The organism is Streptomyces lincolnensis (genome assembly GCF_001685355.1).
In the GTDB taxonomy this organism is placed as follows: Bacteria; Actinomycetota; Actinomycetes; order Streptomycetales; family Streptomycetaceae; genus Streptomyces; species Streptomyces lincolnensis.
On the sequence record NZ_CP016438.1, the window covers coordinates 10,103,233 to 10,125,925 of the forward strand.

Genomic DNA, 22,693 nt, shown 5'->3' on the forward strand with positions numbered 1-22,693 from the left:
GACGTTGGCCGCCTCCCGGCCCCGGCGAAACCCTCCGGCCTGGTCCCCGCATCCGCGGGCACCAGGCCGGAGCCGTGTCCGTACGGCATTCCGGCGCTGGTGGTCTCGCGGCTACACCTGCTGCTTGGCCAGGAAAGGCAGCACGACGTCGGCCATCTCGTCGGGCACCTCCTCGGCGAGGTCGTGTCCGGCGTCGACGAGCATCGCCCGGTAGATCGACAGCATCGCGCGGATGCCGCCGGGCATGGAGTAGCAGCGCACGTATTCTTCGATCGCGTCGGGGGTGGCGGTGTCCGGCTGGAAGTAGAAGCTCAGGTGCCACAAGTGCATGCCGCTGGAGACGTTTTCGTGCGTGAGTGCGGTGTGGTCCTCGAAGTCGAACCCGGGGAACAGTGCCTCGGCGAAGACCAGGGCATCCACGTGGGCGCGGTGCCGGGCGGCCAGTTGGTAGCCGATCACGGCGCCCCAGTCCTCTCCGATCACGCTGTAGGTGTCGTGCCCAAGGTGGTCCATCAGCGCGGCGATGTCGTCGCTCATCGTCGCGGAGTCGTAGCCGTCCGCGGGGCGCGCGGAGTCGCCGAGGCCACGAAGGTCGGGTGCAACGACGGTGTGGTGGGGCGTCAGCTTCGGGACGAGGTGCCGCCAGTGGTAGCTGGTCTTCGGCACGCCGTGCAGGAGTACCACTGCCGGGCCGGATCCGCTTGTCCGGTAGTGCAGGCTCGTTCCGTTGATGGCGGCCCGGCCCGTACGAACGGGCTCTCCGTGATGGTCGAAAATCATTCCTGTATCAGCTTTCCGGGTATATCTGGATCGAGTGATACAGATTCTGGATACGAAAGAGTCAGTCGAGCGTGGTCAGTGCGACCTCCACGAGGGGTTCGAGAGCGCGGACGTCCGGCGTGATCTTCGAGGACACGAGGAGACCGTTGAGGAACGTGACGAGGAAGGCGGCGAGAGTGTGCGGATCGTGCCGCGCCGAGATCTCGTCGCGCTCCGCCGCCGCGCGCAGCAGGTCGGTGAGCGCGTCCTGGTTGGCTCCCAGCATGTCCCGTACCGTACGCCGGGTCGGCTGGTCCTCCGGCAGGCGCTCGGTGGCGGCATTGACCAACAGGCACCCCCGGCCGCCGTGTTCGACGGCGATCCGGATCCGTTCGACCAGCAGCGCACGGATCGCCGACCGGGCGTCCGCCCCCTCTTCGAGGCTGCGCAGGGCGGCCGCCGCGAAAGTGGCGCGGTAGTGCTCCAGTGCGGCCCGGTAGAGACCGTCCTTGTCGCCGAACGCGGCGTACAGGGAGCCCTGCCCGATCCCGAGGTGCTGGGTCAGCTCGCGTACCGAAGTCGCCTCGTATCCGCGCGTCCAGAACAGATCCATCGCGCGGCTCACCGCCGCCTCGGTGTCGAACTCCCGTGTCCTTGCCATGTGTTCACCGTAACCGATCTGGATCGCTCGCTCAAGAATGTGGTATGTGGCAGCACCGAGCGTCACATCGGGTCGGCTTGCGTAAACCCTTTGAGAGGATTCGTGATCTCTCCTAGGTTGGCCGCGTGATGATCGAGGTGCCCTACCAGCCGCTTCCGGACGACCAGTCGGACGTTCGCTACGCCCATGGCCCCGACTCGACTGTCCAGCCCGGGGTGCCTGTCGGCAGGACCATCGAGTTCCACTGGAACGAGAGTGCGATCTACCCGGGCACGTTCCGCAGGTTCTGGGTTCACGTGCCCGCCCGGTACGACCCCGCACAGCCCGCGTCGCTGATGGTGTTCCAGGACGGCTGGTGGTACCTGGACCCCGAAGGAGAGGTGCGCGGCGCGATCGTCCTGGACAACCTCGTCCACCGCGGCGACATCCCGGTCACCATCGGCGTGTTCGTCGACCCCGGCGTCTTCCCCGATGCCGAGAACCCGAAGAACCGCAACACCGAGTACGACGCTTTCGACGACCGGTACGTCAGTTTCCTCCTGGACGAGATCATCCCCGAGGTCACACAGCGGTACACAATCGCCGAGGACCCCGACCGGTGGGGCATCTGCGGTGGCAGTAGCGGCGGCAACTGCGCCTTCACCGCAGCGTGGCTGCGCCCGGACAGGTTCCGCCGCGTCATCGGGTACCTGTCCAGCTTCGCGCAGATGCCAGGCGGCAACCCGTACCCCGAACTGATCCCGGGCGTCCCCCGCAAGCCACTGCGCATCTTCCTGCAAGCGGGCCATCGTGACCTGCGCTGGAACGAGCCCGAAGCGAACTGGCTCGCCAACAACCTGCGTGTCGCCGCCGCGCTCGCGGAAGCCGGATACGACTTCCGCCTCGTCCTGGGCGACGGCGGCCACAGCCCCAACCACGGCGGAGTCCTGCTCCCCGATGCCTTGCGCTGGTTGTGGCGGTAGAGGCACCGAGGCCCAAGCGCGTCGACGCTGCGGCGGAGGAGAGCGATTCCGGCCCGGGTAGTGGTGATGCGGGGTTCAGAGCCGGTGCCTGGGTCGTTCGGAAGCCATGAGCGGCGGTGAGTCCTGCCGCTGCTGACGCCGGACCGGATCCGGCTCGTCGTACTCCGGACGAACGTCCCCGCGGGGTTCGTGCCAGAGACGCCCTCGCCGGCAGGGCCGCACAACGGCGTCCGGGTCCTCAGCCGCGCCGCACCGCCCCGAGCTGTGCCCGGTCCAGGCCGGGGGCGGTGAAACGCTGCGCCACCGTGCGCAGGACACGGGCCATCGCCTGTGCGGGTGGGGTGGCGGGGCGGGAGGTGGCGCGTGCCAACAGGATGCGACGGGTGGGTGCGGGCACGTCGGAGGCGAAGGGCAGGAGGCGTACGTCGCTGCGGCGGCTGGTGAGGGCCAGACGGGGGGCGAGGGCGATGCCGAGCCCGGCGGCGACCATGGCCTGCGCCTCCTGGTAGTCGTGTGAGGAGTAGGCGATCTGTGGCTCGAATCCCGCCCGGCGGCAACTGCGGCGCAGGACATCGGCGACCGGGTGGTTGTCGGCGCGGATGATCCACTCCTGGTCGGCGAGGTCGCCGAGCCGGACGGAGGGATGGTTGCGCAAGGGGGAGTCGGCGGGGACGACCAGCACCGTGGGGTCGTCCAGCAGGTGGGTGAGGGAGAGCGCCGGATCGTCGAGGCGGTTCCATTCGTAGTCCCACAGCAGTCCCTGTTCCACCTCCCCGGTGTGGAGCATCTCCCGCAGCTCCGCGAGCACCCCTGCGCGTACCTCGATACGGACACCGGTGTGACGGCGGCGGAAGCGGGTGAGCGCGAGCGGCAGCAGGGACGCGCTCGCCGTGGGGAAGGAACCAAGCCGCAAGGTGCCCTGGTCGAGGGCGGTGAACGAATCCAAGTCGGCCTGGGCGGCGCGCAGTTCGCGGCGGATCGCCTGGCCGCGCCCGGCCAGCGCGGCACCCGCCGGGGTGGGGCGGATACCGCGCGGCAGCCGCTCGATCAGCGGCTGCCCCACCTCCTGCTCCAGCAGGGACATCTGCTGGGAAGCGGCGGAAGTGGTCATGCCCAGGGCCTCGGCCGCAGCGGTGAGTGAACCGCGTTCAGTGGCCTCGGTGAGCAGCAGCAGGCGGCGAACGTTCAGCATCCGTTGACTTTAGCTGAGCTAAACCCAACTGAAGTGAACTGCGATTGCTCCGAAGTCACGCCCCTGCGAAGGTCTCCGCATCCGCCGAGCGGTTCACCGGAACGCAATGCGCCCGCAACCTCCGCCTCGGCCCTTCCCTCCCCTCGTTGATCAAGGAAGAGCCTCAGACGTGCACACTCCCGCGACCCTGGTGCGTGGCGGCACCAGCAAGTGCTGGCTGTTCAATCAGGTCGACGTCCCCGCCGACCGCGGCGAACTGGAGAAACTGCTGGTCTCCGCGTACGGCGCCACCGATCCCGTGGAACTGGACGGCGTGGGCGGGGCGACCCCCACCACCTCGAAGGCGGCGGTCGTCAGCGCCTCGCCCGAACCCGGCGTGGACGTGGACTATCTCTTCGCCCAGGTCGGCATCGGCACCGGCTCGGTCGAGTGGACGAGCAACTGCGGCAACTGCGCCACCGGGGTCGCCCTGTACGCGGCCGCAAAGGGCATGGTGGCGATCACCGGCGACCGGACTCGGGTGGTGATGCGCAATACCAACACCGGCGCGGTCCTCGAAGGGCTCGTGGACACCACCGGTGGCGTCGTCCACCACTTCGGCCGCCAGACCGTACCCGGCACCCGGGCCGGCGGGGTCGCCGTCGGCCTCACCTTCCGGGATCCGGCCGGCGGCACCACCGGTTTACTGCTCCCCACCGGGCAGGCCGCACAGGACCTGCGGGTCGCTGACGCCGAGCCGGTGCGGGTGAGCATGGTGGACGCCGGGGCCCCCGTCGTCCTCGTCGATGCCCTCGCCGCCGGCCGCACCGGCGCCGAGCCCCTGGAGCGGATGGGCGCGGACGTGCCCTGGCTGCGCACTGTGCGCCATGCCGCCGCACCGCTGATGGGGCTGCTCAAGCCGGGCGAGGAACCGGGCGACGCGGTGCCGAAGGTGGGCCTGGTGGGCCCGCCGGTGCCGTACACCACCACCCTCGGCGAACCGGTCGCGGCCGAGGACTACGACATCTCGGTGCGCATGCTCAGCATGAACGCCCCGCACCCCGCGATCGGCCTGACCTCCGCCGTCGCCGTCGCGGCGGCCGGGCTCGTCGCCGGCTCCGTGGTCAGCCGGACCACGGGCGGCCCGACCGACGAGTGGCTGCGACTCGGCACCCCCGCCGGCATCGTCGCGGTCCGCTGCACCGACGTACAAGACGGCCTGCCGCGGCAGGTCACCGTGCAGCGCGCGGCGCGACTGCTCGCCGACGCCCGTATCTACGTCCCGGAAGCAGGCCGCACGCAAGCCGCCTGACCGGGACGGACATCACCTCGGTCGGCCGGTGCCCCCGCCGTCCGCACCGGGATATCCTCGCGCCCCCGGGGCGCGCCCCTCCCCATCGCACCAAGGACAAAGATGTCTGCTGAAGTGATTTCCATAGGCGCGCTGCTGGTGATGTTCGTGGTCGGCACGGTGCTGCCGATCAACCTGGGCATCCTCGCCTTCGTCGCCACCTTCGCGGTCGGCACCGCCTCGCTCGGCCTCACCGAGGACGAGATCTTCGAGGGGTTCCCGGCGAAACTCTTCGTCACCATCGTCGGCGTCACCTATCTGTTCTCCGTCGCCCGCCGCAACGGCACCATCGACTGGCTCGTCGCGGCCGGAGTACGGCTGGTCCGCGGCAAGGTCGCGCTCATTCCCTGGGTGCTGTTCCTGGTGGCCGCCCTGCTCACGGCGTTCGGTACGTTCACCCCGGCGGCGGTCGCCATCCTCGCGCCGATCGGTATGAACTTCGCCTACCGCTACCGGCTCAACCCGCTGGTCGTCGGCATGATGGTGATCAGCGGCGGGCACGCGGGCGCGTTCTCCCCGCTCGCCGTCTCCGGTGCGCTGGTGCTCGGCCTGGTCGACAAGACCGAACTGCACGTCTCCGCGGTGACGCTGTTCAGCGCCAGCTTCCTGATCAACCTGGTGCTCTCGGCACTCACCTACGCACTGCTCGCCAAGCGCCCCGCCCCGCTGGCCGAGGAATCCGACGAGGCGGCCGAGGACGAGGACCTCGCCGTGTCCGACAGGCCCGACTGGCGTCAGTGGCTCACCCTCGCCTGCCTGGTCGCCCTAGTCGTCGGCGCTCTGGGCTTCCACCTGGAGATCGGCTTCCTCGCCCTGGCGGCCGGCGCACTGCTGGCCCTGGTGGACATGAAGCGGCAGGAGAAGGCCGTGGAGGGCGTCAGCTGGTCCACCCTGCTGCTGGTCGCGGGCATGATGACCTACATCGCCATGCTGGAGAAGGCCGGCATCATCGAGAACATCTCCGAACACGCGGCGGGCCTGGGCGCACCGGTCGCCGTCGCCCTGCTGCTCTGCTTCACCGTCGCCATCACCTCCGCCTTCGCCTCCTCCACAGCGATCCTCACCGCGATCATCCCCATCGCCGTACCGCTGCTGCTCTCCAGCCATCTCAGCGCCGCCGGGCTGATCGCCGCCCTCGCCGTCTCCACGACGATCGTCGACACCTCGCCCTTCTCCACCAACGGTGCACTCGTCCTCAGCAACGCCCGCGGGGTGGAACCCCGCCGCTTCTACCGCCAGGTCATCGGCTACACCGGCGGAATTGTCGCCCTCGGCCCCGTCGTGGCCTGGGGCGCGCTGGTCCTGCCCTGGTCGTAGGACGCCAACGGGCTCGACGTGCGGCTGACGCACCGGGCCCGTTGGGTTGCTGCTGGGACAGCCGGACCAGAAGTACCGGCCGCGTACGCTACGATTGATCTTGAGCTGGTCGCCGCAACTCCAGTCGGCCGGTTGTGCGTTGGTGGTCCAAGGAAAGACGCCCCGCTTCCTGCGGGGAAATGCAGGTGCAAGGCCTGCCCGGCGCTCTGATCGAGCCTCATCCCGGTGTCACCGGGGTGAGGCTCGCTGCATTTGCGGGACGGTGCGCGCGGAGATCCCGCTCGGGGAATTCCTCGACCAACTCGTGGTTGAGCGCGGCCGCACAGGTCGCGCCCATCCCGGCCGGCGTGATCGCCTGGGCTGAAGTGTCGAGATGGTCTGTCTCAGGATGCCTTCTGACCGGCAGGCTTCTCGATCCCGGTGGTCACCCGTGCCCCTCGGAAGAGCACCGGGAGCCACAGGAGACATGCCAGCAGAGGGACCGCGGCGTAGGTGGCCATGCCCACACTGGAGCCCAACCCGTCCATGAGCGCGCCGAGGACGAGATAGCCGATGCCGATGAGCGCCGACTCCACGAATGCGATCATCGACAGCAGGCTCGCCCGGTGGCGCGACGGCACTGCCTCGTTGAACACGTTGTCCACGAGCACGGCGGTGATCTCGGGAATTCCGACCAGGACCAGGAACGCGGCGACGGTGACCCAGACAAGGCCGAGGCCGCTCAGTCCGAGCGCCACGGCGAGCGTCAGGAGAGCCACCGGGACGATGACCCGATACCCGATGCGACGGTCCGCGCGGTCCGACAGCAGGGGAGTGAGTCCGCCGACGAAGAAACCCGCCGCTATGACCACGCTGACCAATGCGGTGCCCGCTCCCTGATCGGAGAGGGTCTTCTGCGTGAAAATGATGTACGGCGTCAAAGTCGCGTGCATCAATCCGGACACCACGACAAGCGTCACGAGCGCCGGCGTGGCGACCCGAAGCAGCGCCCGCCATGCTGTGGCGTCGCGGTGCTCCTTCCCGGCTCCGTCCTGCTCGTCCACCGCGTCCGCGCCGCGGATCTCGGGCACCCTTGACATCAGCACCACCACGGCCAGGATGAGGCAGGACGCCGAACCGACGTAGACGACTCCCCAGGAAAACTGCTGCAGTTGGCCGCCGAGGACGATGGCGACTCCCGAGGTGACCGTCCCGAGCATGGTGAACCGGGACTTGATCTTGACGTAGCCGGCCGTTGCACCATGACGCACGAGCAGGTCGTACAGCAGAGCGGTGTCCGAACCGGACACACATGCCATGCCCACGCCCTGCCCGATGAACAGCGCCAGGAACACCCAGTAGTTGGAGAACGCCACCTGACCGAGCAGGCATCCAGCTATCAGCACCTGGCCGATCACGATGCTGGCACGCCTGCCGATTCGGTCGGCGATGACTCCCGTCGGCAACTCCGCGAGTCCGCTGACCAGGTAGAGCAGTGTCTGAAGGAGGGCTACTTGCCCGGCGGAGAAGCCTCGCTGATAAAGGAAGAGGACGAACACGCCACGCTGGAACAGCGAGTTGGCGAGCACGGCGTATACGTAGAACGGGCGCGTGACGCTTCGTGCTGCATCGTCGACTGCAGCCGACCCGCCAAGGGCCTCCGTGGTGCCGGTCATGGTGCGAGCTCCCCCTGGTGACTCCGGTGATCATAGGTGTTGGGCCTCCGCCGTCGACCGGAAACCTCCAGTCCGTACTTCGCGCAGGACAATGGGCCGACCCTCTGGGACGTCACCCTCCAGCTGCTGGTTCACCAACGTCCGCTCCCGTGTGACGCTGCGGGGTGAACGGCTGCGTCGGATGATCACCTGCCGGGCCGGCATGCGGTGCGGAGCGTGCAGCGCCACGGAGGGCCGTGGCGCCAATTCGCGGCTTGGAAACGAAGGCGTTCGCCCGCCTTGGTCAAGGGCACGGAGACGAGCCATGCCACGGCCCGCAGCCACATCCGCTACGCGTTCAGCGTGTGGGGCGTTCGGCCAGGGTCTGGACGCTGGATCTGAGCATTCTCACCGATGCCGGGGCCCCTCCAACGCCCGCCTTCAGCGTCCGCCTCGCGCGGGCGAGCGGCGAGGCGTCGCCGCAGTGACGTTCGCTACGGAACGTGGCATCCCGCGGCCTGCCATCGCCGACGCGAGGGAGATCGTACTCCGGCCGCGCCGGACCCACGGGAGGCAGCGGAGCAATCGCCGTTGCGGCGGACTTTCCGCCGCGGTCGCTGAACCTCGCTTCACCTGCGAGGTGTCCCACGACGCTCCCCATCCACGACCGCAGACCTGTCAGACCCGCGCCGTATCCGCCGTCCTCTATCCGAGCGTGAGCATCGCCGCGGCGACCTCGTCGATCGCCGCTGCGGGGATGGCAGTGGCGGCCTCCTCAAGGACGAGGAGCTGTGCCCCGGGGATCTCGCGCGCGATCGCCTTACCGTTGCCGACGGGGAAGAACCGGTTGCGGCGGCCGTGGACGACGAGCGTGGGGACTTTGATCTCGGGCAGGCGCTCGCGCCAGCGAGGTTTGCAGTCGAGCCTGGAGAACACCATGCCCATCTGGTTGGCCATCTGGACCGGGGGCGCGGTGCCGGGCGTGCGGTCCCAGATGCGTGCGGCGACGGCGCGTCCGGTGAGAGGGTCGTCGCCGAGGATCTCCGCTGCGGCGGCGGCGAACTCCGCCACTGCCTTGCGGTCGGTCCAATCGGGTATCGGACGCGCGAAGAGCCGGCTCATCGTCGCCTGGTCGTGGTCGGGGAGGTCGTCGTCGGGTGGGCCGGGGGCAACCGCGCGGGTGCCGACCAGGGTGAGCGCCGAGAACGCGCTCGGATGGTCGAGTACGGCCACCTGGGCGACCATCCCGCCTACGTCGATCCCCGCAAGGTGGGCGGGCCCGTCGCCGAGCACGTCGGCAAGGGCTGCCGCGTCGGCGGCGAGGTCGCGCAGGGTGTAGGCGGGCGCCTGCTTCGGGTCCGTCGTCGACTCCCCGCTGTCGCGAAGGTCGTAGCGCACCACACGGCGCCCGCCGGCGGCGAGGCGTTCGCACAGCGCGTCGGGCCAGGAGAGCATCGTCGTTCCGCCCGCGAGCAGGACGAGTGGCGCGTTGTCGTCGCCGAACGACTCGATGCCCAGGGCGATCCCATTGGCTTTGACAGTGGTCATCGGAATCACCGGGAGATGTCGTAGGTAAGGGGGTCGGGCCCGGTGACGAAACCGTCGAGGGGGAGCGGGATGCCAGCGATGATGGGAGTCATGCCGTGGGAGACCCGATCCGCCGCTCAAAGTCATCGCTCACGCAGGAAACATGTGGAGTACTCCAGCCGGAGATCGTGATCTTGTGAGTGGGGGCGCCGCTGATATGGCGCGGCCACCATTGAGCAGTGTGCATCGTGAAGTCGCAGGTCATGGGTCTGGCGTGACGTTGCTTCGGGGTGCTCGTGTTGGTCGTGCTGGGCAGTCTGGGGTGTAGATCGTCTGGCGGGGCGGCTCTGCGGGTTCCTGCCCGTCGTCGCCGGTGTCGCTTCTACGATCCGGCGCATGATGGACCCCGAGGTGCTGGAGCGGATCACCGCGCGACGTGCAGAGCTGGACGGACTCGAAGAACAGCTGGTCAAGCAGCTGGTGGAGGTGCGGGCGGAGCGGGACGAGCTCGCCGTGGCCGAACGCGTTCTGCAGCGGCTGAGCGAGCAGATCGCCGACGAGCAGGCGGAGGCCGGGTCGTTGGTCGTTCAAGTAGCGGGCCGGGCAGCGCGGTTGGTCCCGGACCGTGCGCCGGGCTTGGACACGGGGGTGCGGGGCAAGCTGGAGCCTCTGCGCGGGAAGCTGACGAAGCCGGCTGACCGTGGCTGGCTGCACAAACGCCCCGACGGGCGGTTCACCGCACGTCCATGATCGCGTGGGGTACGGCGTAACGGACGGTCCCCCGGCGGCAGTTGAGTTTGGTGTGAAGAAAAACAACCATCACGCCGAGGGCCCTGATGGCCTTGTTTACACCGCCTACCGCCGTCGAGCGCCACCCTGAACTGGTTCGCCGACCTGATCCGCGGCCGCCTGAAGAAGATCAGATCGCGGTGGCGGGTGCTGCCGCCGGGAAGATCGCGGGCATAGTGCTGGCGGTGCTGCGCTGTGACCAGCGGCCCGACGATCTGGCCGGCGGGAACGGGATACACCGCACCACCGTTACGCGCTGGGTGCGCGAGGTCGTCGGGCTGCTGGCTGCCCGCGCCTCGCGCCTGGACCGGGCGTTGAAGAAGATCGCCCGAAGTGGTGGCGGAGTGGTCCTGCTGGACGGCACGCTGATCCGCACCCGGCGGCGTACCGGAACCGAGAACCGGAAGAACTACTCCGGCAAGCACAGATGCCATGGCCTGCTCGTGATCGCGCTCACCGACGACAAGGGCCGTCTGATATGGGTCTCCGCGGTGCGGGCCGGATGGACCTCGGAGATCACCAGCTGCCGCCACGACCACCTCACCGCCCACCTGCGGCCGGCCGGCCTCGGCGCCATCGCCGACCTGGGATTCGTCGGACTCGACGACAGCGGTCCCGACGTCGACCCGGCAGTGATCACCGGCTACCAGGCCGCCCGGAACCGGCCTCTGACCCGCGGCCAGAAGCTGTCCAACAAGGCCCTCGCCGCCGTCCGGGCCCCGGTCGAGCACGGCTTCGCCCACCTCAAGAACTGGCGCGTGCTCGGTAAGGTCCGTACCGACCCGAGGTGGGCAACCGCGCTGGTGAAGGGCCTGCTGGTCCTCACAAACCGCGAAGTCTCCCGCTGATAGGGCTCTTTGAACCTCGGTGGAGTCGCTCTTCCCGTCACTTACTTGGATGTTGAACGGTGTGCGGAAGAGCGGCGAGCACACGCATGTGTTGGAAACCCGGCTGAGGTCCTTGATCTTGTGACGCTGTCCGCCTCTGCCTTCGGCTCCGTGGCATCCGGTCACGGAGCCTCCGCAAAAACCCGTTTGGTGGACCACGGCGCCGACTGCTACTTTCCCGGAGACCGTGCGAGAGATTGAGGAGGTGGTACCCGTGAACGTATCGACGTGGGTGCTCTCCTCCGGGGTCACGGTCGGGCGATAGGTCGTCCGGGAGCGCCGTTCTGTGCACTCCCGAAAGGCACGACCATGCATTTCACGTCTGAACAGCGTCTCGACGACGGTGTCCTCGAGCGCGAATTCACCCTCGGCGAGATCCCCGGCATCCTGTGGACGCCCGCATCCGCACCAGCGCCGCTGATCCTGCTCGGCCACCCCCCGCTCGGACTGCACAAGATGTACCCCCGATTGGTGGCGCGGGCCCGGCACGCCACGGCGGATGGCTTCGCCGCGGCCACCATCGAGCTCCCTGGGAGCGGTGACCGGCCCCGTTGGGCCGCCGCCGAGCAGGCCCGCGCCGACCTGCGCCGGGCTATGGAAGCCGGCGAGCCGGTCAGCGACGAGATCATCGACGCCCTCATCCTCCCGCTGGTCGAAAAGGCGGTCCCGGAATGGCAGGCCGCCTTGGACGCCCTCCTGTCGCTGCCCGAGATCGGCGGCCCGGTCGGGTACTCGGGGGGGAGTGATCTCCATCGGCGTCCGCCTTGCGGTGGTCGAGCCGCGCGTCGTGGCCGCCGGTTTCTTCGCCGGGAGTTTCGTGCCTCGCGCCATGTTCGAGGAGGCCCGCCGGGTCACCATTCCGCTCCATGTCCTGCTGCAGTGGGACGACGAAGGGAACGACCGGCAGGCGGCCCTGGACCTGTTCGACGCCTTCGGCTCCAAGGAGAAGTCCTTGCACGCCAATATGGGCGGGCACACCGGCGTCCCGCAGTCCGCGGGGGACGCCGCGGCCCAGTTCTTCGCTCGGCATCTGCGCTAGCCGCGGGCTGGCCCCGCCGCCAGGCCAGTAGACGGTAGGCGGTGCCGGTCGGCACGCCGCTCATCGAGGGCAGGCCCCTGCCCTCGTCGATGGCGGTGGCCAGCGGCTGCACAACCGCCCCGCTCGGCCGGTACCGGCCATCGGCGGTACCGGCCGAGCGGGGCGGCGCTTGGCCACCAGCGCCTCCATCATCTGGGCCCACGCCGTGAGGCACTCAGCCCGTACCTTGCGGATCGCCGGAGAGTGGGGGATCAACTGAGCACGTTTGCCGAGCCCCGTGAGCAGGGGTGACGAGGTTCAAAGAGCGCCATCACCGCTGACCGACGATCTTCCCTGAAGTCATCCGCTCGCGACCAGCGCGAGTATCCCGAACCCCACGCACACCAGAACCGCCATCAGCAACTTCACGATGCACACCGCTCATTGACCATCTCGACGAGACCGGCCGCGCCATCGGCGGCGCCCATCCCTCTCTGCCTACTTGAGTCCACCGAGACGAAGGGCATCCTCGATCTCGCTGAGCTTCGCGGACGGCAGGACGCCTGCCTGCCCGATCAGGTCTTCCCTGGCCAGGGTGACCAGCCAAGTACAGGGGATGAGGTCGGGACGTGGAAGTGCGACTCTCAGGACGCCGTCGAGAGGCAGTCCTTCGGGGGCACCTACTGCCACCTCAACGGCCACGCCGCTGAGATCGGTGCCCGCGGGAGCGACGACCTGCATCGCCAAGAAACCGGACGCCTCTTCTCCCGACAGCAGTACGACTGCCCGCTGCTCGTTGAAATGTGCCCACCAGACTTCGCCACGTCGCATATGTCCTCCCGGTACGGGACGGTGCGCCTGCGTCGCCCCTTCGACCGCCGCCTACTCCAGGCATAGATCGTAATGTCGGCTGGTCAGGGTCTACCCTGTGACCCGCGGCCACCCCGTGATCGTTTGTCTTCACACACCGATGATCAACGGTGGCCGCACCCATGTCGTCTTTGACGCCATCGGCCCTGCGAACGCACGGAGACCGCCTGTGCCTGCCGACGCATACGAAGCACTGCTCATCGGCGGCCGCGCCGGGGTCGGCAAGACCACGGTCGGCTGGGAGATCTCCGCGCAACTGCAAACCCTGCGCATCGCCCACTGCTTGATCGAGGGCGACAACCTGGACCAGGCATTCCCCGCCCCGGCCGACGACCCCGCCCGCACGAAGATGACCGAGGCGAACCTCGCCGCGCTCTGGCGCAACTACGTCGCTCTGGGATACCGCAGGCTGATCTACACCAACACCGTCTCCGTTCTGGAGCCCGACCTGATCACCCGCGCCATGGGCGGCACACCCCGCATCACCGCGGTACTCCTGACCGCCGACGACGCAACCACCCGACAGCGTCTCGGCAGCCGAGAGATCGGCAGCCAACTCGACGCCCACGTCACCCGAAGCACTGCCATGGCCCAACATCTGGAAGCCACCGCACCTCCGTGGGTCGCACGGATATCCACCGACGGCCGATCCGTCACCGACATCGCTCGCGACGCCATCGCGGCAACCAACTGGTCAGCCCAATCGGCACAGACCCCGGATCACGAACCACGCCTGGAGTACTAAGCGTTCGCGGTGTCGTCCGGGTGGAGGGCGTCGAGGATGAGGGTGAGGCCGAAGGTGAACTCGTCGGCGTAGTCGTAGCCGGGCTTGAGGACGTGCTCGGTGGCCAGTTCGGTGAGGTGGGGGTAGTCGTCGGCGGGCATGTCGCGCAGGATGGCGTCGGTGACCTCGTTGAGTTCCGCCGTGCCGGTGAACGGCAGGCTCAGCTCCTGGAGCACGAAGCCGTACAGGTAGCTGTCGATCAGTGAGATGGCGTGCGCGGCCATGGGGACGGAGAAGCCTCCGGCGCGCAACGCTCCGATGACGGCGTCGTGGTGGCGCAGGGTCGCGGGGCCGGGCTGGGAGCGGGAGTCCATGAGGCCGATGGACCACGGGTGGCGCCGCAGGACGGCACGGGCGCAGACCGCGCGGTGGCGCATGGCGCTCTTCCAGTCCGTGTCGCGCGGCGGCAGGTCGATCTCGCCGAACACCGCGTCCACCATGCCGTCGAGGATGTCCTCCCTGCCTGCCACGTGGTGATACAGCGACATCGCCTCAACTCCCAGCGGTTCGGCGATGGCCCGCATGGTGAGTGCGGCCGATCCCTTCTCGTCCGCCACCGCCACCGCCGTACGGATCACGCGCTCGCGACTGAGCGGGATGCGTGCCGATGTCCCGCGTCGGCCCTTGCCTCCCTCGCGCATGCGCCCCTCCTTTTCGCTCCCTTGACCGCCTTACGGCATAAGGATAGCTTGCCTTACAACATGGCCTTACAACATAAGGTCAGCAGTCCGGCGAAGGGGATGCGGCATGAGCACGGATCGTGTGAAGAAGGTCTGCATCGTCGGAGCATCGGGGAAGCTCGGGCAGTACATGGTCGGGCACGCCCTGGAACGCGGCTACGACGTGATCGGCGTGTGCCGGGAGCGCAGCGTGCCGAAACTGGCCGCGTTCGAAGGCCGGATGACCGTGATCCCCGGACCCACGAACGACTCGGAGGTGATCCGGCGGGCGGTCGCCGGGTGCGATGGGGTGCTGACGGTGCTGGCGCCCTGGGGTGTCCAGCAGTACGCATCAGGCACTGCGCAGGCGGTGCTCGACCATGCGCGGCCGGGTGCGCGCCTGGTCTTCTCCTGCGGCTGGCACATCACGCGCGACGGCAAGGACAAGTACTCGCGAATGTTCACCGTGGGCGTCCGGATCGCCTCCGTGCTCGCCAAGCTCGTCCGCGCCGTCGAGATCGACGACCAAGTGGAGGCGTGCCGACGGGTGTTCGCCAGCGACACCCGGTGGACCGTGGTGCGCGGCAGCAGCCTGGAGGAAGGCGAAAGCCAGGGCCTGCCCGTGTGGAGCCGCCACGTGGGTGATCCGGTACTGGCCGGCAACCTGACGCGTCGGGTGGACTTCGCCCTGTTCATGGTGGAAGCGCTCACCAACGACACGCTCATCCAGGAGGCCCCCGCGATCGTCGGCTGCCGAACTCCCAGCGCGCTCGCCCATGCAGGAGGCCCCCGCAACCAGGCCTAGCCGGGCCGGAGCCGAGCGAGCACATGCAGGACCCACCGTGCCATACCCAATGGGTGCCGACGGCCTGGAAGTCGGTGAAGCCCATGGGTGCCGGTACCGGCCTGGCAGGCAACCCTGGGGCTCAACACCCTCGCAGAGCTGGCCTGTTGAAGGGCTGGCATTGTCAGTGGTGAATGCAAGCATGGTCCATCGCGCGGGGAGCAATGGCGATGGAGAGGAAGTACACGGTGGTCTGGATCGACAAGTACAAGCGCTCGGACGGGACCGTGGTACGGGCGCATTCCCGGTGGGCGCCGGGTGCGCGCCGGGAGATGACAGTCTTAGCCGTGGTCGCGTTGGCCGTGGTCGGGATGGGCAACGGCGCCCGTGGGGGCACCGCCGACGGCACGGCACCGCGGCCGCAGTCGACCGTGCAGTACCCGATCCGGTTCGAGGGGGCGAGCGCAGAGGAGGGCCAGGCCGCGCAGCCGCGGCCGGCGGTGTCGTACCCGGTCAGATGGCAGACCCCGAAGTCGACGCCTACCGTTCCCAGGCCGACGGTGTTGTACCCGATCGACTTCTCCACGATGGGCAGCGGCAGGTGAGCCGCCGCCCGCGCCGCAGGACGCGTCGACAGCAGCAGAAGGACACGCAGTTCACCACGTTCCTGGCCGCTGCCGTGGCCGTGGGCATGGTCGTGACGGTGGTCAACTGGCTGCTCGCCCACTGGTGGGTGCTGCTCGTGGCCGCGGTTCTCGCCGTCGTGGGCGGTACCGGGTGGTGGCAGCAGCGGAACCGGCGGGCGCGGTGGGCGCAGGCGCAGGCACGTGCCTTGCGCTACGGGCTGGCGCAGCTGGACGCGCTGACGCACCGGCAGTTCGAGCACGCGATCCGAGACCTGATGCGCCGCGACGGCTGCACTGACGCCGTGCAGGTCGGCGGGCAGGGTGACCTGGGAGCGGACGTGAAGGCCACGGACCCTTCGGGACGGCGCTGGGTGATCCAGTGCAAGCACCGCAGGAACGGGGACCGGGGCGCGGCGGTGGGAACGCCGGATCTCCAGGTGCTCAACGGCACGGGCCGCCCGGTGCATGGGGCGGACGTCGTGGTGATGGTGACCAACGGCAGGATCACCCGGCCCGGCCGCGACTTTGCCCAGCAACAGAGGCTCCACCTGGTCGACCGACGAGTCCTGGGGGAGTGGGCTGCGGGATCCCGGCCACTCTGGGAACTGCTGCGGGCTCTGCCACCCCCGCGTAGGCCGTCAGCGCTCTCCTGACCATGGTGTAGCTCCCTGTGCCTCTGACCACCCTGGCACGAGGCGGCGTGATCACACCGACCGGCACCGGTTCACGTACGGGGCAACCCCAGCGCCGGGGAGCCCACCGGTGGTCCCAGCAACACCCCCACACCCACTGTCTGGCCGCACTGTCCCATCGCCCCGTGTCCGCCAGAGTCGTGGGAGTCGGCGGACACGGCCGACGGATTCTCCATCGGGAGGGGAAACAGCATGTCCGAAGCAAGAGGTGGGGCACATCGCGGCATGGCCCGACGAGGGTTCCTGGCCGGGGCCGCCGTCGTGACGGGTACGGCACTGACGACCACCGCATCCGCCGGCACGGCACGCGCGCTCGGGGCGAGGGCCGGAAACGGCGCCGACGCCAGCCTGTTGGCGTTCACCCACGTCACCCTGATCGACGGATCGGGAGCACCCCCGGCCCCCGACATGACGGTCGTCGTCGAGGGCGGCCGCATCACCCAACTCGCCCCGAGCGCACGCATCCGGCTCCGCCCGGGCACCCGCACGGTCGACCTGACCGGCAAGTACCTGATCCCGGGACTGATCGAGGCGCACACCCACAGCGACGGCCCGGAGACAGTGATCCCGACGCTGTACGCCCTCGCCGGCGTCACCACGGTCCGGGAGATGCGGGGCCAGCCGGTCCACCACGAGTGGCGCGAGAAGATCCGCAGCGGTGCGCTGCTCGGACCCCGCTGGGTGGTCGGCAGCCCCATCGTCGACGGCGGGCCATCACTGTGGGCGGCCGACGTGGGCCCGACCATCGAGGTGCGCGACGCGGCCGAGGCCCGGCGCGCCGTACGACGGGTCAAGCGCGAGGGGGCGGACTTCGTCAAGGTGTACTCCCGACTGTCCCGCGAGGCCTACTTCGCCATCGCGGACGAGGCCCGGCGCCAGGGCATGCCCCACCTCGGGCACTGCCCCGACACCGTACGGATCGCGGAGGCGAGCGCCACCGGCCACCGCACCATCGAGCACCTGCACGCGCTGCTCCTGGCGACCTCACGGCACGAGAAGGAGATACGGCGCCGCCTGGCCGCCGTACGGATCGACCCGCGCGATCCCAGCAGCCTGTCCCGCTACCACAGCTGGTTCCAGCAGGTGCACCCCCTCGAATGGCGGGCGGTGCAGGGCTACGACCGGGACCGGGCGGACGCCCTCTTCCGGAGTCTGGCGGCCGACGGGACAGCGGTCGTCCCCACGCTCAGCGTGCACCGCACGCTGGAGCTGCCCGACGACGTTCCGTCCCGGGCCGAGGAGTGGAAGTACCTGCCCGCCTGGCAGGTGGAGAGCTGGCCGGACCAGCTGACGGCACTGACCGGCGGGCGCACCCCCGAGCAGGCCCGGCAGATCCGCCGGATCTTCGAGCACCGGCTCCGGCTGGTGAGCGAGCTCCACGGCGCGGGCGTGCGGCTGGCCGCGGGCACCGACACCGGCACGGGATACCTCGTCCCGGGCTTCGCCCTCCACGACGAGCTGGCCCTCCTCGTGGCGGCCGGCCTCACCCCGGCCGAGGCCCTGCGCGCGGCCACGCGGGACGCGGCCCACACCCTCGGCCTGCCCGCCGTCGGCACCGTGGCCCGCGGACAGGCCGCCGACCTGCTCGTCCTCGACGCCGACCCGCTGCGCGACATCCGCAACACCCGCCGCATCCACGGCGTGGTCGTCGACGGCAGGTGGATCCCGCCGGAGGAACGCCGCCGACTGCTCGCAGCGGTGGAAGAGGCCGCCGCACAGACCCCGCCGCCCCAGGAGGGGGCGACCATGACGGGCTGCGGCTGCGGAGGACACCCCTGACAGCCCTCTGGCGGCGGCCTCGCCGACGAGTGACGCCGGCCGCAGCCCGGACGCGCTGTTGTGGCGCCTGTCCGTCGGGGTGCCCCTGATACACGCCGGCCGAGAGCCGGAGGCGTCCGAGGCGCTGGTGAACCTGCTGACACTGCGTCTGCGTGAGACGGCGCGGGCGGGCGACGGCAGCGGCGGGTACGGCGGCCGGGACCGGTGGGAGGAGACCCACAGCGGTGAACTCGATCAAGTTCGAGGGAGCATTCGAGCGGTCGAGCCCGCGGCCTGGGTGTGAAGGGCGCTACTCGGCCCGCCACCAGCCCTGTCCGACATGCCAGTCCCTGACCCAGTGCAGGAAATTGCCCCCCGGCTGATCGGACGTGTGGTCGGCATAGGGTGCGGCGCATCCGTCTCCGAGCCACCACACCCGGCCGCGTTGCGGCCCGGTCACCACCAACGTCCAGTACTCACCGGGTCTGTCGCTGCCCAGCAGCACCGAGCCGTGCTGGTAGGTCTGGTGCAACAGAGACGAGTGACGGGTGTGGTCGTAGTAGTCGTACTCCCACTGCCACTCCTCCTCAAGAGGGAACGGCTGGCCGGGCACGCGTACGGCGGCGCCATCGAACGGCTCCGGGCTCATCCAGCAGTCCGCTTCCCAGACGGCCCAGCTGTCCGGCTTCTCTCCCAGGGGCAGCAGACCACCCTCGTCAGGCGGACCGTCGTCGGTACCGTTCGCGATCTCGGTCACGAAAGTGCGATACGGCTCCGGCAACACCACCCCGTGCCTTCGCTCCCACACCCGAAGCTCTTCCCCGTCCAAAGGGCGGTGACGGACCTTGGCCGGAAAGGCTTCACGCAGGACGGCTATCGCACCCGACATCGCATCTTCCGCGCCCTGCAGGTACCACCGGGCACTGACACTCTGCAAGCAGGAAACCCGGCCGACTTCAGGCTGGGCTGACCACGCCCCCGCCCGCATGGCTCACGGGCTGGATGGGCGGATGGGGGGGGGAGAGGGGCGAGAGCGCCCTCCCTGCGCTGCCGCCTTGGCGCGGAGCGCGGGCGCATGCCCGGCTTGCGTGAGCGCGGCCAATGGGGTCAGTTGGGGCTGGGAGTCGAACCCCGACGACATCGCCGCGCTCAGCCCACACCGCAGGGACAACGTGCTCCGCTTCGGCGGCGACGACACTGGGCTCCTCCACATCCCGCCGTCGCCGTACGGCAGCGCGCTGAACCTGCGTGCAGACTCGGCCTGGTGGGTCAGGGACATTCAGCTGGGGCGCCGGGTCTCAGGTGTCGTGATCTCGGGTGCGGTCCAGCTGGCCAGGACCTGCAGGGCCTGCGCGGTTTCGGAGCCCGGTTCGACGTTGTAGACGCACAGGGTTTGTTCCGCGTCGCCGGGGGCCTGGAAGGACTCGTAGGAGAAGTGCAGGTCGCCGACGAGGTGGTGGTAGTAGTGCTTGGCTCCGTGGGTACGGCGCAGCACGCGGTGGTCGTTCCACCAGCCGGTGAACTCGGGGGACTGGAGGGTGAGTTCACCGACGAGGTCGGCGAGCTGTCGGTCGTGGGGGTAGCGGCCTGCCTCGAACCGGAGGATGGCCACCGTCTCCGCGGCGATCCGTTCCCAGTCGCCCACGCGCTCACGGGCCCGCGGGTCCAGGAGGTAGTAGCGGGCCAGATTGCGGCGGGTGGCGGGCAGGGCGTCGAAGTCGGTGAGGACGACCCTGGCGAGCCGGTTGGAGGCCAGCACGTCGGTGCGGCGGCCCAGGATGAAGGCCGGGACCTGGTCGAGGGTCTCCAGCATCAGGTGCAGCCCCGGCCGGACCTGCTGGGCCCTGGTCGGCGCGCGGCGTACGGTCCGGGTGCCGTGCCGCAGCAGGTCGGTGAAGTGTTCGCGTTCGGTCTCGTCAAGGCGCAGCGTGCGGGAGATCGCTTCGACGACCTCGGCGGAGGGGTTGCCCGCTCGCCCCTGCTCCAGACGCGTGTAGTACTCCGTGCTCACGCCGGCCAGGCGGGCCACCTCGTCCCTGCGCAGGCCCGGTACACGGCGTACGCGTCCGTCGGAGGGCAGTCCTGCGTCTTCCGGGGTGATGCCCGCGCGCCGTGAACGCAGAAAGTCAGAGATTTCCTTCGTCCCATCCATGGCTCAAGTGTGACCGCCTCGGCGGTGCCGTGCGGCTCCAGGGTGGTCCTGCCGATACCTGTTTCGGCAGGGCCAGTTATGGCGTCCTGAGAGGCCGGCGCGGGTGGTGTTCTGGATGTGCGGCCAGCAGTCGCCCACTGCGATCCAGCCCTCCCTCCTATCGCTTGGAAGGTACGCATCATGACCACGAACACCACCCCCCGCCCTCTGGCCGGTCGCGTCGCCGTCGTCACCGGCGCCTCCAGTGGCATCGGCGAGGCTTCCGCCGAGCAGCTGGCGTCCCTGGGCGCCCGCGTCGTCGTCCTGGCGCGGCGTGCCGACCGGCTGGCGGACCTGGTCTCCCGGATCGAGAAGGAGGGCGGCAGCGCGGTGGCGATTGCCGCCGACGTGACCGACGCCGTCGCGGTGCAACGCGCCGCCGACCGGGTGGAGGCAGAGTTCGGCGGTGCTGACCTGCTCCTGAACAATGCCGGAGTCATGCTTCCCGCTCCGGTCGAGGAACTGGCGACCGACCAGTGGAAGCAGCAGATCGACCTGAACATCACCGGCCTGATGAACGCGATCGGCGCCTTCACACCGCAGTTGGTCAAGGCCGCCGCCGAGCTCGGTGTGGCCGACCTGATCAACACTTCCTCGATCGCGGCGCAGAACATCTTCCCGAACTTCGCCGTCTACTCCGCCACAAAGGCGTACGTCACCCACCTCTCCCGTCACCTGCGGGTCGAGCTGGGCGCGAAGAACGTCCGCGTCTCGGCGCTCGAGCCGGGCATCGTCGGCACCGAGCTGCAGAGCCACGTCACCGACCAGGGCGCCCGGGACTGGCTGGCCGACTCCAAGGATGCGATGGAGTGGCTCACGGCGCAGGACGTCGCGGAAACCGTCGGCTTCATCGCCTCGCTGCCGCCGCGGGTGAACCTCCAGCAGGTCACCATCATGCCCACCGGCCAGGCTTCCTGACCGGCGCTTCACCGGTGGGCCCCGGCCGCGGGCAACGATCACTCGGCGAAGTCGGTGTAGCCACGATGGACAAGAAGTACGAAGGCGAAGTGATCGGGCGCTCGACCATCTTGTTCACCTCGGATGCTCTGCGGCCGGGCAGGCTCCTTCGACTTCGCGCACTCCACAACCACTTTGGGCGAGAGCCCGCAGGACGGTTCTTCGCCGTACCTGGGCAGGGTTGAGCCCTGGCCGGCCGAGAGGCGTCCGCTGATCATCGGTGACATGCCGTCGAAAGGACAGATCTCCGTGCGTATCCCCACCGTCTCCGTCGCCCTCACCCTCCTGCTCGTGGCCACCCCCGCCGCGGCCTCCACGCACACCGGAAATCCGGCTCCCACCCCGTCGGCCCAGGCTGCGGAACTCCGGAACGACGCCGGTATCGGCCTGCCGTCCCGGTATGTCGTCCCGGGCCCGCGGGCATACCCCGGCGGGCTGGCGTACGACCAGGTCACCGACCAGTTCTTCACCGGCAGCACGCAGGAGGGCACCCTCTACGTGGGCACGCCCGGCCGGGAGAGGATGCGGGTGTGGCTCCGGGGTGGCGTGCATGGCCGTACGACCACGTCGGGGATCATCTCCGACGACCAGGGCAGGCTCTACGTGGGCGGAGGCCCGACAAACCGGGTGTGGATCTACGACATCCGATCCCGCGGGCTCCTGGCCACGGTCTCCGGCGTGCCCGGTGGCTTCGTCAACGACATCAGCATCGCCGAGGACGGCACCGCCTACGCGACCGACTCGCTCGGTCACCTCATCTACCGGATCAGCGAGCGGGACGGGCGCTGGAGCATGCACCCCTGGCTCGACCTGGACGGCACTCCGGTGGAACACGTCGACGGGCACAACCTCAACGGCATCATCGCGGTCGACGGCGACAAACTGATAGCCGTGCACAGCCAGTCGGGCAAGCTGTACCGATTCGACCGGACCTCCAAGGAGATCCACCAGGTGGACCTCGGCGGCGCCTTCCTGTACGGCGGCGACGGCCTTGTCTGGCATGACGGGCGGCTCTACGTGGTCCGCGGCGGGCTCTCCCCGCAGAACCCGCAGCCGCAGGTCTCGGTGCTGCGGCCGGCCGAGGACTGGTCGGCGGCCGAGGTGGAGTCCGTGATCAGCTCGGACTTCCTGCATCCCAGCACCGCGCGAGTGGTACGTGGCCGGCTGCTGGTGGTCAACAGCCAGTACAACACCGGGCAGACCGGTGGTCAGCCGGAGCTCCCGTTCTCGATCTCGGCCATCCCGCTCGGCTGACGCCGCCCGCCGAGAGCCGCCCGTCGGGTCGGCGGGCGGCCG

22 protein-coding genes and 1 pseudogene are annotated in these 22,693 nt (G+C 69.3%); 14 read left to right on the forward strand and 9 right to left on the reverse strand.

Going from position 1 to position 22,693, the window contains the following annotated elements; all coding sequences use genetic code 11:
* Positions 1–111 precede the first annotated feature (111 nt).
* Together SLINC_RS44400 and SLINC_RS44405 are read right to left on the reverse strand one after the other, a co-directional pair.
* Positions 112–780 carry an alpha/beta fold hydrolase gene (locus SLINC_RS44400; RefSeq protein ID WP_067444253.1) on the reverse strand — a complete coding sequence of 223 codons (669 nt, stop codon included), beginning with the start codon at positions 778–780 and terminating at the stop codon, positions 112–114.
* Positions 781–841: 61 nt separating this feature from the next.
* Complete coding sequence (locus SLINC_RS44405; RefSeq protein ID WP_067444256.1) at positions 842–1,420, reverse strand: TetR/AcrR family transcriptional regulator; 579 nt, start codon at positions 1,418–1,420, stop codon at positions 842–844.
* Positions 1,421–1,548: 128 nt separating this feature from the next.
* On the opposite strand from SLINC_RS44405, the gene SLINC_RS44410 reads away from it, so the two are divergent.
* Positions 1,549–2,382 (forward strand): alpha/beta hydrolase, encoded by an 834-nt coding sequence (locus SLINC_RS44410; protein WP_237282092.1) that lies wholly within the window; start codon positions 1,549–1,551, stop codon positions 2,380–2,382.
* Between the two features lie 238 nt (positions 2,383–2,620).
* Here SLINC_RS44410 and SLINC_RS44415 read toward each other — a convergent pair whose 3' ends face one another.
* On the reverse strand, positions 2,621–3,574 hold the full coding sequence (locus SLINC_RS44415) for a LysR family transcriptional regulator (RefSeq protein WP_067444260.1): 954 nt from the start codon (positions 3,572–3,574) through the stop codon (positions 2,621–2,623).
* A 169-nt stretch (positions 3,575–3,743) separates the two neighbouring features.
* Between SLINC_RS44415 and SLINC_RS44420 the strand changes: the two genes are divergently transcribed.
* Together SLINC_RS44420 and SLINC_RS44425 are read left to right on the forward strand one after the other, a co-directional pair.
* Positions 3,744–4,865, forward strand: a complete 1,122-nt coding sequence (locus SLINC_RS44420; protein WP_067444262.1) for a PrpF domain-containing protein — start codon at positions 3,744–3,746, stop codon at positions 4,863–4,865.
* A gap of 102 nt (positions 4,866–4,967) precedes the next feature.
* Positions 4,968–6,221, forward strand: coding sequence for an SLC13 family permease (locus tag SLINC_RS44425; protein ID WP_261340689.1), 1,254 nt, complete (start codon positions 4,968–4,970; stop codon positions 6,219–6,221).
* A gap of 383 nt (positions 6,222–6,604) precedes the next feature.
* Here the strand turns inward: SLINC_RS44425 and SLINC_RS44430 are convergent, their stop codons facing one another.
* Together SLINC_RS44430 and SLINC_RS44435 are read right to left on the reverse strand one after the other, a co-directional pair.
* The gene (locus SLINC_RS44430; RefSeq protein ID WP_211292782.1) at positions 6,605–7,876 is read right to left on the reverse strand and encodes an MFS transporter; all 1,272 of its coding nucleotides are present in this window, start codon (positions 7,874–7,876) and stop codon (positions 6,605–6,607) included.
* Positions 7,877–8,560: 684 nt separating this feature from the next.
* A complete protein-coding gene (locus SLINC_RS44435) occupies positions 8,561–9,403 on the reverse strand; it encodes an alpha/beta fold hydrolase (protein WP_067444265.1) in 843 nt (280 codons plus the stop codon).
* Positions 9,404–9,778: 375 nt separating this feature from the next.
* On the opposite strand from SLINC_RS44435, the gene SLINC_RS44440 reads away from it, so the two are divergent.
* The 3 genes and pseudogenes from SLINC_RS44440 (at position 9,779) to SLINC_RS44450 (ending at position 12,097) form a co-directional block, all read left to right on the forward strand.
* On the forward strand, positions 9,779–10,132 hold the full coding sequence (locus SLINC_RS44440) for a hypothetical protein (protein WP_211292783.1): 354 nt from the start codon (positions 9,779–9,781) through the stop codon (positions 10,130–10,132).
* Positions 10,133–10,311: 179 nt separating this feature from the next.
* A complete protein-coding gene (locus tag SLINC_RS44445) occupies positions 10,312–11,019 on the forward strand; it encodes a transposase family protein (protein WP_237282040.1) in 708 nt (235 codons plus the stop codon).
* A gap of 348 nt (positions 11,020–11,367) precedes the next feature.
* Positions 11,368–12,097: pseudogene (locus SLINC_RS44450) on the forward strand (alpha/beta hydrolase).
* A 477-nt stretch (positions 12,098–12,574) separates the two neighbouring features.
* Here SLINC_RS44450 and SLINC_RS46925 read toward each other — a convergent pair.
* On the reverse strand, positions 12,575–12,907 hold the full coding sequence (locus SLINC_RS46925; protein ID WP_079165026.1) for a type II toxin-antitoxin system PemK/MazF family toxin: 333 nt from the start codon (positions 12,905–12,907) through the stop codon (positions 12,575–12,577).
* 208 nt (positions 12,908–13,115) lie between these two features.
* Between SLINC_RS46925 and SLINC_RS44460 the strand changes: the two genes are divergently transcribed.
* A complete protein-coding gene (locus SLINC_RS44460; protein WP_067444269.1) occupies positions 13,116–13,691 on the forward strand; it encodes a P-loop NTPase family protein in 576 nt (191 codons plus the stop codon).
* On the opposite strand, the gene SLINC_RS44465 is transcribed toward SLINC_RS44460, so the two are convergent.
* Entirely contained in the window at positions 13,688–14,371 is a 684-nt protein-coding gene (locus tag SLINC_RS44465) for a TetR/AcrR family transcriptional regulator (RefSeq protein ID WP_067444271.1), read from the reverse strand. The two genes, SLINC_RS44460 and SLINC_RS44465, sit on opposite strands and share 4 nt — an antisense overlap.
* Before the next feature lie 106 nt (positions 14,372–14,477).
* Here SLINC_RS44465 and SLINC_RS44470 point away from each other — a divergent pair, with 106 nt between their 5' ends.
* From SLINC_RS44470 to SLINC_RS44490, 5 genes are all read left to right on the forward strand, one after another.
* Entirely contained in the window at positions 14,478–15,194 is a 717-nt protein-coding gene (locus tag SLINC_RS44470; protein ID WP_067444273.1) for an NAD(P)-dependent oxidoreductase, read from the forward strand.
* Positions 15,195–15,403: 209 nt separating this feature from the next.
* Positions 15,404–15,778, forward strand: a complete 375-nt coding sequence (locus tag SLINC_RS44475) for a hypothetical protein (RefSeq protein WP_067446526.1) — start codon at positions 15,404–15,406, stop codon at positions 15,776–15,778.
* Positions 15,775–16,452 carry a restriction endonuclease gene (locus SLINC_RS44480; RefSeq protein ID WP_067444275.1) on the forward strand — a complete coding sequence of 226 codons (678 nt, stop codon included), beginning with the start codon at positions 15,775–15,777 and terminating at the stop codon, positions 16,450–16,452. Before SLINC_RS44475 ends, SLINC_RS44480 begins: the two co-directional genes overlap by 4 nt.
* A gap of 264 nt (positions 16,453–16,716) precedes the next feature.
* Entirely contained in the window at positions 16,717–18,270 is a 1,554-nt protein-coding gene (locus SLINC_RS44485; protein WP_067444277.1) for an amidohydrolase family protein, read from the forward strand.
* A 79-nt stretch (positions 18,271–18,349) separates the two neighbouring features.
* Positions 18,350–18,553, forward strand: a complete 204-nt coding sequence (locus SLINC_RS44490; protein WP_159425416.1) for a hypothetical protein — start codon at positions 18,350–18,352, stop codon at positions 18,551–18,553.
* 6 nt (positions 18,554–18,559) lie between these two features.
* Here SLINC_RS44490 and SLINC_RS44495 read toward each other — a convergent pair whose 3' ends face one another.
* Both SLINC_RS44495 and SLINC_RS44500 read right to left on the reverse strand, forming a co-directional pair.
* Positions 18,560–19,237 (reverse strand): SMI1/KNR4 family protein, encoded by a 678-nt coding sequence (locus tag SLINC_RS44495; protein WP_335743787.1) that lies wholly within the window; start codon positions 19,235–19,237, stop codon positions 18,560–18,562.
* 291 nt (positions 19,238–19,528) lie between these two features.
* Positions 19,529–20,401, reverse strand: coding sequence for a helix-turn-helix transcriptional regulator (locus SLINC_RS44500; protein ID WP_067444283.1), 873 nt, complete (start codon positions 20,399–20,401; stop codon positions 19,529–19,531).
* A gap of 180 nt (positions 20,402–20,581) precedes the next feature.
* Between SLINC_RS44500 and SLINC_RS44505 the strand changes: the two genes are divergently transcribed.
* Both SLINC_RS44505 and SLINC_RS44510 read left to right on the forward strand, forming a co-directional pair.
* Positions 20,582–21,358, forward strand: coding sequence for an SDR family oxidoreductase (locus SLINC_RS44505; RefSeq protein WP_067444285.1), 777 nt, complete (start codon positions 20,582–20,584; stop codon positions 21,356–21,358).
* Positions 21,359–21,646: 288 nt separating this feature from the next.
* Positions 21,647–22,651, forward strand: coding sequence for a hypothetical protein (locus SLINC_RS44510; RefSeq protein ID WP_159425417.1), 1,005 nt, complete (start codon positions 21,647–21,649; stop codon positions 22,649–22,651).
* Positions 22,652–22,693 lie beyond the last annotated feature (42 nt).